This window comes from Streptomyces sp. NPDC047886, from assembly GCF_043204435.1.
Taxonomy (GTDB): domain Bacteria; phylum Actinomycetota; class Actinomycetes; order Streptomycetales; family Streptomycetaceae; genus Streptomyces.
Map to the genome: position 1 here is coordinate 768,102 of NZ_JBIDCF010000001.1, position 13,994 is coordinate 782,095.

Below are 13,994 nucleotides of genomic sequence, written 5' to 3' on the forward strand. Positions count from 1 at the left end.
TCATGGAAATCCTCGACCAAGCGTTCATGCAGCGGGCGCTCCTCGCGGCCCTTCTGGTCGGTGTCACGGCGCCCGCCGTCGGCATCCACCTGGTGCAGCGCAGGCAGGCCCTGATGGGCGACGGCATCGGACACGTGGCGCTGACCGGTGTCGGGCTCGGCTTCCTGATGTCCACCAACCCGGTGTGGATGGCCACGCTGGTCGCGATCGTCGGCGCCATCGCGATGGAACTCATCCGGTCGTCGGGCCGCGCGCGCGGCGACATCGCGCTGGCGCTGCTGTTCTACGGCGGCATGGCGGGCGGCGTGATGCTGATCAACCTGTCGCCGACCGGCTCCAACGCCAACCTCACCTCCTACCTCTTCGGTTCGCTGTCGACGGTCTCGGACGAGGACATCACCGCGATCTGCGTGCTGGCCGCGTTCGTGCTGCTGGTCACCCTGGGGCTGCGCCGCCAGCTGTTCGCGATCAGCCAGGACGAGGAGTTCGCGCGGGTGACCGGTCTGCCGGTGCGCGCGCTGAACCTGCTCGTCTCGGTGACCGCGGCCGTGACCGTGACGGTCGCGATGCGGGTCGTCGGTCTGCTGCTGGTCAGCGCGCTGATGGTGGTGCCGGTCGCGGCGGCGCAGCAGCTGTCGCGGAGCTTCCGCGCGACGTTCGCGGTCGCCGTGCTGATCGGCACGGGGGTGACCCTGGCCGGCACCGTCACGACGTACTACTACGAGGTACCGCCCGGCGCGACGATCGTGCTGCTGGCGATCGCGGTGTTCATCGTGCTGGCCGCGCTCGCCGCGCCGCTGGCCCGGCGCCGTGCCCGGGTGGCGGAGGCGGCGATGGCACGCGGCGTCGACGCCCGGGGCGCCCACGGCCCGGCGGACGACGTGAAGGTCTGAGGGAACGGCTGCCGGGGCCGCGGGAACGGCCTGGCAGAATGGCCCGACGTACATGTGAGCGGGCCGAGGGCGAGGAGGCACCTGTGGCGACGGCTGGACCCCCCGGCGTACGCGGCCGGTCGACGCGGCAGCGCGCCGCCGTGTCGGCGGCGCTGAACGAGGTGGACGAGTTCCGCAGCGCGCAGGAACTGCACGACATGCTCAAGCACCGGGGTGACTCGGTGGGGCTGACGACGGTCTACCGGACGCTCCAGTCGCTGGCCGACGCCGGCGAGGTGGACGTGCTGCGCACCAGCGACGGCGAGGCGGTCTACCGCCGCTGCTCCACGGGCGAGCACCACCACCACCTGGTGTGCCGTGCCTGCGGCAAGGCGGTCGAGGTCGAGGGCCCGGCGGTCGAACAGTGGGCCGAGACCATCGCGGCGGAGCACGGGTTCGTGAACGTGGCGCACACCGTGGAGATCTTCGGTACGTGCGCGGAGTGCGCGGCGGCGGCCGGGGACTGACGGGCCGGCCGAGCGGTGCGGCTCGGCTCGGCTAGCGGACGCCCCTGTCGCGGTCGAGGCAGCGGGTGAGCAGAACGAAGAGTCCGGGCGTCTCGATGAACCGGGGCAGCGCCCGCCAGGTGATCGACACGTCCTGGTCCCGGGTCGTCCAGCGCACGCCGGAGTCGTCCGCTACCGCCCGGTGCTCGCCCTGCGGCTCGACCATCCGCTGCACCTGGCGGGCCTGGACCCGGACGATGAGCGGCGGGGCCGCGTAGGACCAGACGGCCAGCCCGCCGGTGAGCAGCAGGGACGACGTACGGGGCTCCCCGGGGAGTGCGAGCAGGACCGCGAGCAGGAGGACGCCCAGCGTGCCGCCCGCCAGGAGCAGCCGCCGTGTCCTGCGGCCGGACGGCGTGCCGCGCATCCGGGCGCGCAGGGCGGTGCGCATATCGGTGGCGGTGGGCAGGTACACCAGCTCGACCCGCTCCACCGCCCGGCCGTCCGTACGCGCCTCGGTTGTCATGACCCCTCCCGGTGACGAAAAACCAGCCGTGATCGTAACGGGGTGGGCATGACGCGATGATCAGCACGCGGTGATCGGTCCGCGGTGATCGGTCCGCGACGACGAGTCCGCGGTGATCAGTCCGCGGTGGCGTCGGGACGGCCCTTCATCGCGGCCTCCATCTCGAGGAGCCGCTCGTTGGGCACGGCGCCGCCGAAGCGGCGGTCGCGCTGGGCGTACTCCAGGCAGGCCCGCCACAGGTCGCGGCGGTCGAAGTCGGGCCACAGCACGTCCTGGAACACCATCTCGGCGTAGGCGCTCTGCCAGAGCAGGTAGTTGGAGGTGCGCTGCTCGCCGCTCGGCCGCAGGAACAGGTCCACGTCCGGCATGTCCGCGTAGTACAGGTACTTGGCGAAGGTCTTCTCGGTGACCTTCGCCGGGTCCAGCTTCCCCGCTCTGACGTCCTCGGCCAGGGCCTGCGCGGCGTCCGCGATCTCGGCGCGGCCGCCGTAGTTCATGCAGAAGTACAGGGTGAGCCGGTCGTTGTCCTTGGTCTGCTCCTGGGCGACCTGGAGCTCCTGGGCGACCGACTTCCACAGCTTGGGCATCCGGCCCACCCAGCGCACCCGGATGCCCAGTTCGTCGAGCTGGTCACGGGTCTTGCGGATGAAGTCCCGGTTGAAGTTCATCAGGAAGCGCACCTCGTCCGGCGAGCGCCGCCAGTTCTCGGTGGAGAAGGCGTACAGGGAGATGCTGCCGACGCCCATCTCGATCGCGCCCTGCAGAACGTCCAGCACCCGCTCGGCGCCGACCTTGTGGCCCTCGGTGCGGGGCAGACCGCGGTCCTTGGCCCAGCGGCCGTTGCCGTCCATGACGATCGCCACGTGGTTCGGCACCATCTCGCCCGGGAGCTTCGGCGGACGCGCGCCGGACGGGTGCGGTTCGGGGTCCTGGTACTCGCGCCTGGACCGTCCGAGGATTCCGCGTCGTGCCATGGCCATGCGGCTCACATCTCCCATGTGTCTACTTCTCTACGTACCGGAGCGAGCGCAGGCCGCGCTCCAGATGCCAGTGCAGATAGGCGGACACCAGTCCGCTGCCCTCCCTGACGTGGCGCGCTTCGCACGCGTCCGCCGTCTCCCAGTCGCCGGTCAGCAGCGCGCTGAGCAGACCGACGGCCTCCGCAGAGGGTACGACGCTACCGGGCACCCGGCAGTCGGCGCATATGACGCCGCCCGCCGCGACCGAGAAGAACCGGTTCGGCCCGTGGATGCCGCAGCGGGCGCAGTCCTCGAAGGAGGGCGCGTAGCCGTTGACGGCGAGCGACCGCAGCAGGAAGGCGTCGAGGACCAGGTTCGGGGCGTGCTCCCCGCGCGCGAGGGTGCGCAGTCCGCCGACGAGCAGCAGGTACTGCTGTACGGCCGGTTCGCCCTCGTGGTCGGTGAACCGCTCGGCGGTCTCCAGCATGGCCGTACCGGCGGTGTAGCGGGCGTAGTCGGTGACGATGCCGCTGCCGTAGGCGGCGATGGTCTCGCTCTGCGTGCACAGTGGCAGGCCGCGCCCGACCAGATCCGCGCCCCGGGCGAAGAACTGCACGTCCACGTGGGAGAACGGTTCGAGGCGCGCGCCGAACTTGGACTTGGTCCGCCGCACCCCGCGGGCGACGGCGCGCACCCGTCCGTGGCCGCGGGTGAGGATCGTGATGATGCGGTCGGCCTCACCCAGCTTCTGGGTGCGCAGCACGACGCCGTCGTCACGGAACAGACTCATGCGGCCATTCTCCCGTACGGCGCGGCGGGCTCGGCGCCGGTTCCGGGGTCGCGGTCCGACGCCGGTTCCAGGGGCGCGGCACACCCGGTGGGCCTCCGGGTGCGACAGCGGTTGCTGCCATCCTTGGTGCCATGTCGATCACCGCGACCGTTCTGGTCCTCCTCATCGCCGCGCTGCACCTGTACATCCTGGTCCTGGAGATGTTCCTGTGGACCGGCCCGAGGGCCCGCGGCGCCTTCGGCACGACGCCGGAGTTCGCGGAGCAGACGAAGGCGCTCGCCGGGAACCAGGGGCTCTACAACGGCTTCCTCGCGGCCGGCCTGGTGTGGGGCGCGGTGGCGGACGACCCGGTCGGGTTCCAGGCGAAGGTCTTCTTCCTGGTGTGCGTCGCGGTGGCGGGCGTGTACGGTGCGGCGACCGCGAGCCGCAAGATCGTCTTCGTACAGACCGCGCCCGCCGCAATCGCCCTGGCGTTCGTGCTGGCGGCGCACTGAACCCCAGCACCCGCTTCGACAGCCCATAAGGCAAGCTTATGAGGTCATAGATCGGGACCGGGTACCGTAGCGCGAGAGATCTTGTAAGGGTGACCTAACAAGACGAGTGTCGCCAGAGTGCCTGTCGAAGGGAACCCACCATGCCCCGCCCCCTCCGGGTCGCGATCGTCGGTGCCGGTCCGGCCGGGATCTACGCCGCCGACGCGCTGCTGAAGTCCGAGACCGCCACCGACCCGGGGGTCTCCATCGACCTCTTCGAGCGGATGCCGGCGCCGTTCGGGCTGATCCGCTACGGCGTCGCCCCGGACCACCCGCGCATCAAGGGCATCGTCACGGCGCTCCACCAGGTCCTGGACAAGCCGCAGATACGCCTCTTCGGCAACGTCGACTACCCGTCCGACATCACGCTGGACGATCTGCACGCGTTCTACGACGCGGTGATCTTCTCCACGGGCGCGACGGCCGACCGGGCGCTGAGCATCCCCGGCATCGAGCTGGACGGCTCCTACGGCGCCGCCGACTTCGTCTCCTGGTACGACGGTCACCCGGACGTGCCGCGCACCTGGCCCCTGCACGCCGAGAAGGTGGCGGTGCTGGGCGTCGGCAACGTGGCACTCGACGTGGCCCGCGTCCTCGCCAAGACGGCGGACGAGCTGCTGCCGACGGAGATCCCGGCGAACGTGTACGAGGGCCTCAAGGCCAACAAGGCCCTGGAGATCCATGTGTTCGGCCGGCGCGGCCCCGCGCAGGCGAAGTTCAGCCCCATGGAGCTGCGCGAACTCGACCACTCGCCGAACATCGAGGTCATCGTCAACCCCGAGGACATCGACTACGACGACGGCTCGATCGACGCGCGGCGCTCCAACAAGCAGGTCGACATGGTCGCCAAGACGTTGGAGAACTGGGCGATCCGGGACGTCGGCGACCGGCCGCACAAGCTGTTCCTGCACTTCTTCGAGTCGCCGGTCGAGATCATCGGCGAGGACGGCAAGGTCGTCGGGCTCCGCACCGAGCGCACCCGCCTCGACGGCACCGGCAACGTCGAGAGCACCGGCGAGACCACGGACTGGGACGTCCAGGCCGTGTACCGGGCCGTCGGCTATCTGTCGGACGAGCTCCCCAAGCTGCCCTGGGACACCGCCTCCGGCACCGTCCCCGACGAGGGCGGCCGGGTCATGCAGGGCGACGAGCACCTGCGCTCCACGTATGTGACGGGCTGGATCAGGCGCGGCCCCGTCGGCCTCATCGGCCACACCAAGGGCGATGCCAACGAGACCGTCGCGAACCTCCTGGAGGACCACCGCGAGGGCCGGCTGAGCACGCCGTCGGCGCCCGGCGCGGACGCCGTGGTGGAGTTCCTGGAGAGCAGGGGCGTCGCGTACACGACCTGGGACGGCTGGTACCGGCTGGACGCGGCGGAGCGGGCGCTCGGCGAGGCGGAGGGCCGCGAGCGGGTGAAGATCGTGGAGCGTGCGGAGATGCTGCGCGCGAGCGGCGTCGAGATCTGACCGGCGGCCCCGCCCCCGGATTCCGGCGCGCGTGACCGCTCTGCTCAGGGTCACCCCGTTCTGCTCAGGTGACCCACTCAGAACGGGGTGACCGTTCCGCTCAGGGTGACCGTTCCGCTCAGAACGGGGTGACCCTTCTCAGAACCGGGTGACCGTTCGGCTATCAGAACGGCGCGCGCGCCGCTTCCATCAGCCGGACCGTGTCGTCCGCGCATAGCTGGAGCGCGGCGCCCACCGTCGTGAGCACCTCGCGCTCGGCCTGTGTGTACCCCCCGTCCGCGAGCGCGATGCGGGCGCCCTGGAACAGGATCGATTCCCGCCCTGCGGGCGCCAGGTGCGGCGTGAGCGGCTCCAGGGCCTCGTGCAGCTCGATGGCGAGGGCGGCGCCGCAGGGACCGCCGGTGTCGGCGACGAACCGGCCGGTGTCTGCGGCGAGCGCCTCGATCAGGGTGGTGAGGCTGTCGGCGGTGCACTCCTCGTACCCAGCGGCGCGCACCGTGCTGACGGCGGTCCTCACGACCGTGTGCGAGGAGGTACCGCCGGCGGCGAGGACGGCGAGCGCGACCGTGTGCACGGCGTCGCGGAGCATCGCGGAGAACCGCGCGGTCGTCGGGTGGTCGAGGACGTCCGCGCCGAAGTGGCCGTGGCAGGCGGAGCAGGCGACGACCGGACCGGTCACTCCGCGCGGCAGCAGCGGAACACCGAAAAGGGTGAAGCGGCGACGGCCGGTACGGCGGCGGTAGTTGCGGTCACCACCGCAATCCGGACAGAAGAACTCACCGTCGCCGATGGTGGTCCACGAGGTGTGAACGGAACAGAAGCGGAGTTTTCGGCCGCGTGATCCTCGTGCTGGCTGCACGTCGCACCTCCATGACGCCTCGGCCACCTTGCCGCGTTCACGTGATGTTAGCCACATCCGTGATGTGGCGTCAGCACTCCGTCGTGAGAACGCCACGACATGGCCGAACCCCGCCCGCGCGAGACGGGCGGGGTTCGTCGCCTTTCGGCCGGTTCCGGCCACCGGTCGCGGCCGGTTCCGGTCGGTCCGGCCGGGTGGCTCAGCGTGCGGAGCGGTTGACCGCCGAGATGACGGCCTTCAGCGAGGCGCGGGTGGTGTTGGCGTCGATGCCGATGCCCCACAGCACCTTTCCGTCGATGGCGCACTCGATGTACGACGCGGCCTGCGCGGACGCGCCCTCGCTCATCGTGTGCTCCTGGTAGTCCAGCAGCCGGGCGTCGACACCGATGGTGTTCAGCGCGTCGAAGAACGCCGAGATCGGACCGTTGCCGACGCCGGTCAGCACGGTCTCGGAGCCGTCCACGACCGCTTCGACGGTCAGCGTGTCCGTGCCGTCCTTGTCGGTGGTGGTCTGGCCGGAACGCAACTGGATCCGTCCCCACGGGTTCTCCGGGTTCGGCAGGTACTCGTCCTGGAAGACCGCCCAGATGTCCTTCGGGGTGACCTCGCCGCCCTCGGCGTCGGTCTTCGCCTGGATGATCCGCGAGAACTCGATCTGCATCCGGCGCGGCAGGTCCAGCTTGTGGTCGTTCTTCAGGACGTACGCGACACCGCCCTTGCCGGACTGCGAGTTGACCCGGATGACCGCCTCGTACGACCGGCCGACGTCCTTCGGGTCGATCGGCAGGTACGGCACGGCCCACTCGATGTCGTCGACGGTCTTGCCGGCGGCGGCCGCGTCGGCCTCCATCGCGTCGAAGCCCTTCTTGATGGCGTCCTGGTGGGAGCCGGAGAAGGCGGTGTAGACGAGGTCGCCCGCGTACGGGTGCCGAGGGTGGACCTCCATCTGGTTGCAGTACTCGGACGTCCTGCGGACCTCGTCGATCTGCGAGAAGTCGATCTGCGGGTCGACGCCCTGGCTGAACAGGTTCATGCCCAGGGTCACCAGGTCGACGTTGCCGGTGCGCTCGCCCTGCCCGAACAGGCAGCCCTCGATCCGGTCGGCACCCGCCATGATCGCCAGTTCGGCGGCGGCCACCGCCGTCCCCCGGTCGTTGTGCGGGTGGACGGACAGGCAGACGTGCTCCCTGCGGGACAGGTTGCGGGACATCCACTCGAACCGGTCCGCGTGGGTCGACGGCGTCGAACGCTCCACTGTCGCGGGCAGGTTGAGGATGATCTCCCGGCCGGCCTCCGGCTGCCAGACGTCCATGACGCCCTCGCAGACCTCCAGTGCGAAGTCCAGCTCGGTGTCGGTGAAGATCTCGGGGCTGTACTGGTAGCCGAAGGCCGTCTCGTCGCCCAGGATCTTGTCCGCGTACTCCATCACCAGGCGGGTGCCGTCGACGGCGATCTGCTTGATGTCGTCCTTGGAGCCGCGGAAGACGACCCGGCGGAAGACCGGCGCCGTCGCGTTGTACATGTGCACGGTCGCCCGGTGCGCGCCGCGCAGGGACTCCACGGTCCGCTCGATCAGGTCCTCGCGGGCCTGGGTCAGCACGGAGATGGTGACGTCCTCGGGGATCGCGCCCTCTTCGATGATCGAGCGCACGAACGCGAAGTCGGTCTCGCCGGACGACGGGAAGCCGACCTCGATCTCCTTGTAGCCCATGCGCACCAGCAGGTCGAACATCGCGCGCTTGCGGGCGGGGGACATCGGGTCGATCAGGGCCTGGTTGCCGTCCCTCAGATCGGTGGACAGCCAGCGCGGCGCCTTGGTGATACGGGCGTCGGGCCAGGTGCGGTCGGGGATGTCGACGGCCTCGTACTGGCCGTACTTGTGGAGGGGCATCCCGGACGCCTGCTGCGTGTGCGTCGCGTTGGTGATCGGGGTGGGGCGGCCAACGGGCTGAGACATTGCGTAGGGCTCCTCGGGTCCGACAGGGGGGAGGCCGACTGAGTCGAAGCAGCACCAGACTCCGCGGGGAGGGGGTCGGCCTACGACTACAGGCCCTCGCCGCGGCAGCTAAGGAGAAGCAGCCCGAAACGCATGATGCGCAGCAGCGTAGCCCAGTCACAGGGGAGCGCGGGTGCCGTTTCAGTATGCGGGATTCCTGACCGGTAACCCCCGAAAAGTGATGTGTCACTCCTTTTCGTCAATCATGGTCGCAGGGGGTGACACCGTGATGACCCAGTGCCACATTGCTGCCATGACGGCCTTCTCCTCTCCCATGCCCTTCTCCTCTCCCGGGCCCTTCTCCTCCTCCGTGCCCTCCTCCCCTCCCGTGTTCTGCGCGATCGTGCCGCCCCACCTCCTCGACCGGCTGGCCCGGTCGGCCGACCCGGCGATCGCCGAGGCAGCGCGCCGCACCCTCGTCGCGGACGCCGCCCACCGCACCGGCCGCCGGCTCACCACGGTCACCGGTGTGCGCACGGTGGCGGCGGGGGCGCCGGAGGCCGCCGCGGGCCGGCCGAACCGGACGATCCACGACGCCGAGCACAAGCGGCGGCTGCCGGGCAGGAAGGTCCGCGCCGAGGGCGACGAGCCGACCCGGGACGCCACGGTCAACCGCGCGTACGCGGGGCTCGGCGCGACGTTCGCGCTGTTCCACGAGGTCTACGGCCGTGACTCCATCGACGGGTCGGGGCTGCCGCTGGACGCGACGGTCCACTACGACCGGGACTACGGCAACGCGTTCTGGGACGGCGAGCGGATGGTGTTCGGCGACGGTGACGGCCAGGTCTTCCGCGACTTCACGATCCCGGTCGACGTCATCGGGCACGAACTGGCGCACGGCGTCACCCAGTACACGGCCAACCTCGCCTACTTCAGCCAGCCGGGCGCGCTCAACGAGTCGATGTCCGACGTCTTCGGCTCGCTGGTCAAGCAGTACGCGCTGGGCCAGACCGCCGACCAGGCCGACTGGCTGATCGGCGCGGGCCTCCTGACGGACGAGGTCCAAGGGGTGGCCCTGCGCTCCATGAAGGCACCGGGCACGGCGTACGACGACGACGTCCTCGGCAAGGACCCGCAGCCCGCGACGATGGACGACTACGTCCAGACGGGCAGCGACAACGGCGGCGTGCACATCAACTCGGGCATCCCGAACCACGCGTTCTACCTGGCGGCCACCGCGCTCGGCGGGCACGCCTGGGAGCGGGCAGGGCAGATCTGGTACGACGTGCTGACCGGCGGCGAGCTCACCGAGACGGCCGACTTCGCGGCCTTCGCCCGGCTCACGGTCGCCGCGGCCCGCGAGCGGTTCGGCGAGTCGGGCCCGGAGGTGGAGGCGGTGGTGAAGGGCTGGTCGACGGTGGGGGTGCCGACGGAGTAGACAGGCGTCATGCGTATTCGCGTGACACGTACGGGCGGGTTCGGGGGCATCCGGCGCCGGGCCGAGGTCGACACCTCGGGGCTGCCGGACGCCGCCGCGTGGCGGGCCCTGGCCGAGGCGGCCGTCGCCGATGCCCGGGGCACTCCCCCGCCCGGCGTCCCGGACGGGTTCAGCTACGAGATCACCGTCGACGGGCGCACGGTCTACTGCGCCGACCCCCGCCTCACCCAGGCCCAGCGCGACCTGATCGCCCGGGTGCTGAAGGAGGGCGCCTGACGGCGACGATCCCGCACGCCCGCTGCGGCGGCCCCGCCCGCCGGTCCGGGTACGGGCCCGCGCCGGGGCGCTCTGTGCCGGGGCGGGACAGCCCGGGGCCGGACGGCCCGGGGGGCGGGGGTCGGAAGCCGAGCTCGCGGAGCTGCTTCGGGACCCCTTCCCACCGCCGCCCTCGCACGCCTCGGCCCCTGGGGGCCTCACCGGCGTCGACCGGCTGCGGCGGCCCCGCCGCCGACCCGGTGGCCCGCGCCGGGGCGCTCTGTGCCGGGGCGGGACAGCCCGGGGGCGGGGGTCAGAAGCCGAGCTTGCGGAGCTGCTTGGGGTCGCGCTGCCAGTCCTTGGCGACCTTCACATGGAGGTCGAGGAAGACCGGCGTGCCGAGCAGGGCCTCGATGTGCTTGCGGGACTTGATGCCGACCTCCTTCAGGCGCTTGCCCTTGGGGCCGATGATGATGCCCTTCTGGCTGGGGCGCTCGATGTAGACGTTGGCGTGGATGTCCAGCAGCGGCCGGTCGGCGGGGCGGTTCTCGCGGGGCAGCATCTCCTCCACGACCACCGCGATCGAGTGCGGCAGCTCGTCCCGTACGCCTTCCAGCGCGGCCTCGCGGATCAGCTCGGCGACCATGACCTGCTCCGGCTCGTCGGTGAGGTCGCCCTCCGGGTAGAGCGGCGGGCCCTCGGGCAGGAGCGGGATGAGCAGGTCCGCGACCAGCCGTACCTGCTTGTCGCCGACCGCCGAGACCGGGACGATCTCGGCCCACTCGATGCCGAGCTCCCGGCCGAGCCGGTCGATGGCGATGAGCTGCTCGGCGAGGGTCTTGGAGTCCACCAGGTCCGTCTTGGTGACGATGGCGACCTTCGGGGTCTTCTTGATCTCGGCGAGTTCCTTGGCGATGAACCGGTCGCCGGGGCCCAGCTTCTCGTTGGCGGGCAGGCAGAAGCCGATGACGTCGACCTCGGCCCAGGTCGTCCGTACGACGTCGTTGAGCCGCTCGCCGAGCAGGGTGCGCGGTTTGTGCAGGCCGGGGGTGTCGACCAGGATCAGCTGGGCGTCCGCGCGGTGCACGATGCCGCGGACCGTGTGCCGAGTGGTCTGGGGACGGTTGGAGGTGATGGCCACCTTCTGTCCGACCAGAGCGTTCGTGAGGGTGGACTTGCCCGCGTTGGGGCGGCCGACGAAGCAGGCGAAACCGGCCCGGTGGACGGCTTCGGATTCTGGGTTACGAGCGCTCATGGGGGCCATTCTCCCCGATGCGGGCGCGCCTGACGTACCGCAGTCGCGCGGTGGCGGCCGCGCACGCCGCGAGGAGCACGGCGAGCGGGAGCCACGGCAGGGCGAGGAAGGGCGCGCGGGCCGTCTCCTCGACGGCCCCGGCGGTCGCGGTCACGGTGATGTCGCCCCACTCCAGCTGGGGTGCGCCGGTCCAGGTCTCGGTCAGGCGGATCTTCTGGCGGGGCAGCAGCACGGAGGGGACGTGGTCCAGGTCGCGGGCGAGCAGGGTGCGCCCGAAGAGGCCGTCGGCACGGAGGGCGACCTTGGGGTGGAGGGTCACGTTGCCCTGGTTGTGCAGGGTGTACGAGACGCGTGCGGTGCTCTCGCCGGTGCCGGGCACCAGGGGCCGGTCGTGGGTGAGCGTGAGGTCGTCGACGGCCAGCGCGGGCGCGGCGGGTCCCGTGACGCGCAGGTGGACGCGGGCGCCCACGGCCCGCTGGACGCCCATCGCGACCGGTCCGCCGCCGGGCGCGGGGGCGACGCGTTCGTCGAGGGCGACCAGGGCGCCCGCGTGGTCGCCGGGTTCGGCGTCGTCCGGGACGGTGAGGGTGTACGGGACGGTGACCCGGCCGTGCGGCGGGACGGTGACGCGTGTCCGGTCGGGCCTGGCCCAGGCGCCGACGCCGTGCTGGGGCTCGTCGGCGGTGCGTACGGCGAAACCGCCGTCGCGTGCCGTGTTGTACGCGTCGGCGGCGTAGAGACGGAAGGTGAGCGGCGCCGAAGTCTTGTTGGTGATGACGACCCGGTCGGTGAGCGTGGCGCCGGGGTCGGCGGACAGGTAGAAGTACGGCCTGCCGCCGAGGCGGGACGCGGCGGGCTGGACGGCCCACTCGCCGTTCTCGGCGGCGTACGCGGTCCCGGCGCCCGCCACCGGTGCGGCCAGGAGGGTCAGGGCCGTGAGGAGGAGGACGTACAGCGTGCGCACCGGGCCTCCGGAGGGTCGGGGCGGGCCGGCCGGGTGCGCGCCCGGCCCGCCGGTGGTCAGGTCAGGGTGAGGGTGAGCACTCCTGCGTACGTGCCGGGCGCGGTGAACGCGGGGACGTCCAGCGAGACCTTCGCGTCGACGGTGAACTCACCGCCGGTGACCGTTCCGCCGGGTGTGGACGCCAGGGTGGCGCCGGCGGCGCCGACGGGGCCCGGCGAGCCGGCCGCGCAGGTGCTGGGGCTTCCGGGCCTGGTGGCGCAGGCGGGCGTCCAGGCGAGCCGGCCGGCGTCGATGGTGCCGCCGGGTCCGGTGAAGTCGGTGACCCTGCCGGTCAGCGACCAGCCGGCGGGGCCGCCCCGGAAGTCCTTGACGGTGACCGTGCGCAGGTCGCCCGTCGCGGCGCCGCCCCTGCCGAAGTCGACGGACGTCAGCGCGACGGCGTCCCCGGCCTGGCTCATGGAGAGGGTGCCGGCCGCGACGGTGGTGCTGATCCGCTGGCTGCCCTCGGGGAGTGGGGTGTCGTCGACGACGGTGTATGCGGCGGGTCCCGCGCCCTTGTCGGTGCTCCAGGCGTCGCCCTCGTACGCGACGATGCCGGTGGTCGCCGGGTCGTTGACGCGGAGGGCCGCGGTGAAGCCTCCGGAGCTGTTCGCCTTGAGGGTCATGCGGTCGGCGGTCTCGGCGGCTCCGGCCCGTCCGGCGACGGTGATGTCGGCGAGCGGGGTGAACCGGCTGCCGGTGGCCACGACGCGGTCGCCGGGTTTGCCGGAGGCGGTGGCGAGCTGGACGGTCCGCTCGTTGGCGCCCGGCTGGTCGGTCGCGGTGACCGTCTCGGAGACGGGTGCCGGCGGGTTCGTGACCGTACAGGGGGTGTCCAGCTCCATGAGGTAGCTGGTGTGGATGTTGTAGTCGCCGGGCGAGAGGGTGATCGCGCCGGCGGCGGTGACGGTGAAGGTGCCCGTCATGGAGAAGGGCGGGAAGACGCCCTTGCCGGGGACGGGCGGGTTCTTCCTGGGGCCGGTGACCGTGACGGCGCCGGTCTGGGCGCCGCCGAGGGCGACCTTGCCGCTGGGGGTCATGATGTCGGCGGGGAGCGCGAGGTCGACGGGGTTGCTCGCGGCGGGCTTGGTGACGGTGTAGGTGACGGTGACGGTGTCTCCGACCCTGGGCGCCGCGTTGTCGACGGTGATCTCGGCGGTGGTCGTGCCGTCGATGGGCGGGATGCCCGCGATCGGCGGCGGTACGCAGTGGGTGGGGAAGTCCACTGCCTGGGAGGCGGTGGAGACGGCGCCGGCCGGGGCGGCGGACATGCCCCCGGCGGCGACCACGAGGACGGTGACACCGGCGAGTGCCGCCCGGTGTCGTCTTCGCAGGGATGCCATGTGTGCCCCTCCTGAGGGTGTCGGGAGGGCGCCATTGACGAGCGGTCGGGAAGAGAAGTCAAGGACGGTGGACGACGCCGCCTGATGACCCATCAGGTACTGGCAAGATCTCGTTTCCGCAGGTCGGACGCCATACGAACGGGCGCGGGCAGCAGCACGGGGCCGGGGGGGGGGCGCGGGGGGGGGGGGGGGGGGGCGCCGCCCCCCGGGCGGGGGGGGGGCGGGGGGCGGCGCCGCGCCCGCGGGCGCG

General features: G+C 71.7%; 14 protein-coding genes. 6 read left to right on the forward strand and 8 right to left on the reverse strand.

Going from position 1 to position 13,994, the window contains the following annotated elements; translation table 11 throughout:
* The first annotated feature begins 2 nt into the window (after nt 1-2).
* Nucleotides 3-893: a metal ABC transporter permease gene (locus ACGF5U_RS03435; protein ID WP_392714738.1), complete on the forward strand. Its 891-nt coding sequence runs from the start codon at nt 3-5 to the stop codon at nt 891-893.
* An 83-nt stretch (nt 894-976) separates the two neighbouring features.
* Nucleotides 977-1,399, forward strand: coding sequence for a Fur family transcriptional regulator (locus ACGF5U_RS03440; RefSeq protein ID WP_392714737.1), 423 nt, complete (start codon nt 977-979; stop codon nt 1,397-1,399).
* A 31-nt stretch (nt 1,400-1,430) separates the two neighbouring features.
* Here ACGF5U_RS03440 and ACGF5U_RS03445 read toward each other — a convergent pair whose 3' ends face one another.
* The 3 genes from ACGF5U_RS03445 to recO form a co-directional block, all read right to left on the reverse strand.
* Entirely contained in the window at nt 1,431-1,904 is a 474-nt protein-coding gene (locus ACGF5U_RS03445; RefSeq protein ID WP_392714736.1) for a YcxB family protein, read from the reverse strand.
* A 116-nt stretch (nt 1,905-2,020) separates the two neighbouring features.
* Nucleotides 2,021-2,878, reverse strand: a complete 858-nt coding sequence (locus ACGF5U_RS03450; protein ID WP_392714976.1) for an isoprenyl transferase — start codon at nt 2,876-2,878, stop codon at nt 2,021-2,023.
* A gap of 28 nt (nt 2,879-2,906) precedes the next feature.
* Nucleotides 2,907-3,653, reverse strand: coding sequence for a DNA repair protein RecO (gene recO / locus ACGF5U_RS03455; RefSeq protein ID WP_392714735.1), 747 nt, complete (start codon nt 3,651-3,653; stop codon nt 2,907-2,909).
* Nucleotides 3,654-3,784: 131 nt separating this feature from the next.
* Here recO and ACGF5U_RS03460 point away from each other — a divergent pair, with 131 nt between their 5' ends.
* The gene (locus ACGF5U_RS03460; protein WP_392714734.1) at nt 3,785-4,147 is read left to right on the forward strand and encodes a DUF1304 domain-containing protein; all 363 of its coding nucleotides are present in this window, start codon (nt 3,785-3,787) and stop codon (nt 4,145-4,147) included.
* Nucleotides 4,148-4,287: 140 nt separating this feature from the next.
* Nucleotides 4,288-5,655 (forward strand): FAD-dependent oxidoreductase, encoded by a 1,368-nt coding sequence (locus ACGF5U_RS03465; RefSeq protein ID WP_392714733.1) that lies wholly within the window; start codon nt 4,288-4,290, stop codon nt 5,653-5,655.
* Between the two features lie 163 nt (nt 5,656-5,818).
* Here the strand turns inward: ACGF5U_RS03465 and ACGF5U_RS03470 are convergent, their stop codons facing one another.
* Both ACGF5U_RS03470 and leuA read right to left on the reverse strand, forming a co-directional pair.
* Nucleotides 5,819-6,514, reverse strand: a complete 696-nt coding sequence (locus ACGF5U_RS03470) for a TerB family tellurite resistance protein (protein WP_392714732.1) — start codon at nt 6,512-6,514, stop codon at nt 5,819-5,821.
* 199 nt (nt 6,515-6,713) lie between these two features.
* Nucleotides 6,714-8,471, reverse strand: a complete 1,758-nt coding sequence (leuA, locus tag ACGF5U_RS03475) for a 2-isopropylmalate synthase (protein WP_392714731.1) — start codon at nt 8,469-8,471, stop codon at nt 6,714-6,716.
* A 313-nt stretch (nt 8,472-8,784) separates the two neighbouring features.
* On the opposite strand from leuA, the gene ACGF5U_RS03480 reads away from it, so the two are divergent.
* Nucleotides 8,785-9,888 carry a M4 family metallopeptidase gene (locus ACGF5U_RS03480; protein WP_392714975.1) on the forward strand — a complete coding sequence of 368 codons (1,104 nt, stop codon included), beginning with the start codon at nt 8,785-8,787 and terminating at the stop codon, nt 9,886-9,888.
* A gap of 9 nt (nt 9,889-9,897) precedes the next feature.
* The gene (locus tag ACGF5U_RS03485) at nt 9,898-10,164 is read left to right on the forward strand and encodes a protealysin inhibitor emfourin (RefSeq protein ID WP_392714730.1); all 267 of its coding nucleotides are present in this window, start codon (nt 9,898-9,900) and stop codon (nt 10,162-10,164) included.
* Nucleotides 10,165-10,456: 292 nt separating this feature from the next.
* On the opposite strand, the gene era is transcribed toward ACGF5U_RS03485, so the two are convergent.
* The 3 genes from era to ACGF5U_RS03500 are packed head-to-tail and all read right to left on the reverse strand — an operon-like array spanning nt 10,457 to nt 13,744.
* Nucleotides 10,457-11,407 carry a GTPase Era gene (gene era / locus ACGF5U_RS03490; RefSeq protein ID WP_392714729.1) on the reverse strand — a complete coding sequence of 317 codons (951 nt, stop codon included), beginning with the start codon at nt 11,405-11,407 and terminating at the stop codon, nt 10,457-10,459.
* On the reverse strand, nt 11,385-12,362 hold the full coding sequence (locus tag ACGF5U_RS03495; RefSeq protein ID WP_392714728.1) for a WxL protein peptidoglycan domain-containing protein: 978 nt from the start codon (nt 12,360-12,362) through the stop codon (nt 11,385-11,387). Before ACGF5U_RS03495 ends, era begins: the two co-directional genes overlap by 23 nt.
* A gap of 56 nt (nt 12,363-12,418) precedes the next feature.
* Complete coding sequence (locus tag ACGF5U_RS03500) at nt 12,419-13,744, reverse strand: beta-xylosidase (RefSeq protein ID WP_392714727.1); 1,326 nt, start codon at nt 13,742-13,744, stop codon at nt 12,419-12,421.
* Nucleotides 13,745-13,994: the final 250 nt, after the last annotated feature.

Coding starts and splice junctions, on each gene's coding strand:
- ACGF5U_RS03435 (WP_392714738.1), top strand. CDS start 3: ATGGAAATCCTCGACCAAGCGTTCATGCAGCGGGCGCTCCTCGCGGCC.
- ACGF5U_RS03445 (WP_392714736.1), bottom strand. CDS start 1,904: ATGACAACCGAGGCGCGTACGGACGGCCGGGCGGTGGAGCGGGTCGAG.
- ACGF5U_RS03450 (WP_392714976.1), bottom strand. CDS start 2,878: ATGGCACGACGCGGAATCCTCGGACGGTCCAGGCGCGAGTACCAGGAC.
- recO (WP_392714735.1), bottom strand. CDS start 3,653: ATGAGTCTGTTCCGTGACGACGGCGTCGTGCTGCGCACCCAGAAGCTG.
- ACGF5U_RS03460 (WP_392714734.1), top strand. CDS start 3,785: ATGTCGATCACCGCGACCGTTCTGGTCCTCCTCATCGCCGCGCTGCAC.
- ACGF5U_RS03465 (WP_392714733.1), top strand. CDS start 4,288: ATGCCCCGCCCCCTCCGGGTCGCGATCGTCGGTGCCGGTCCGGCCGGG.
- leuA (WP_392714731.1), bottom strand. CDS start 8,471: ATGTCTCAGCCCGTTGGCCGCCCCACCCCGATCACCAACGCGACGCAC.
- ACGF5U_RS03480 (WP_392714975.1), top strand. CDS start 8,785: ATGCCCTTCTCCTCTCCCGGGCCCTTCTCCTCCTCCGTGCCCTCCTCC.
- ACGF5U_RS03485 (WP_392714730.1), top strand. CDS start 9,898: ATGCGTATTCGCGTGACACGTACGGGCGGGTTCGGGGGCATCCGGCGC.
- era (WP_392714729.1), bottom strand. CDS start 11,407: ATGGCCCCCATGAGCGCTCGTAACCCAGAATCCGAAGCCGTCCACCGG.
- ACGF5U_RS03500 (WP_392714727.1), bottom strand. CDS start 13,744: ATGGCATCCCTGCGAAGACGACACCGGGCGGCACTCGCCGGTGTCACC.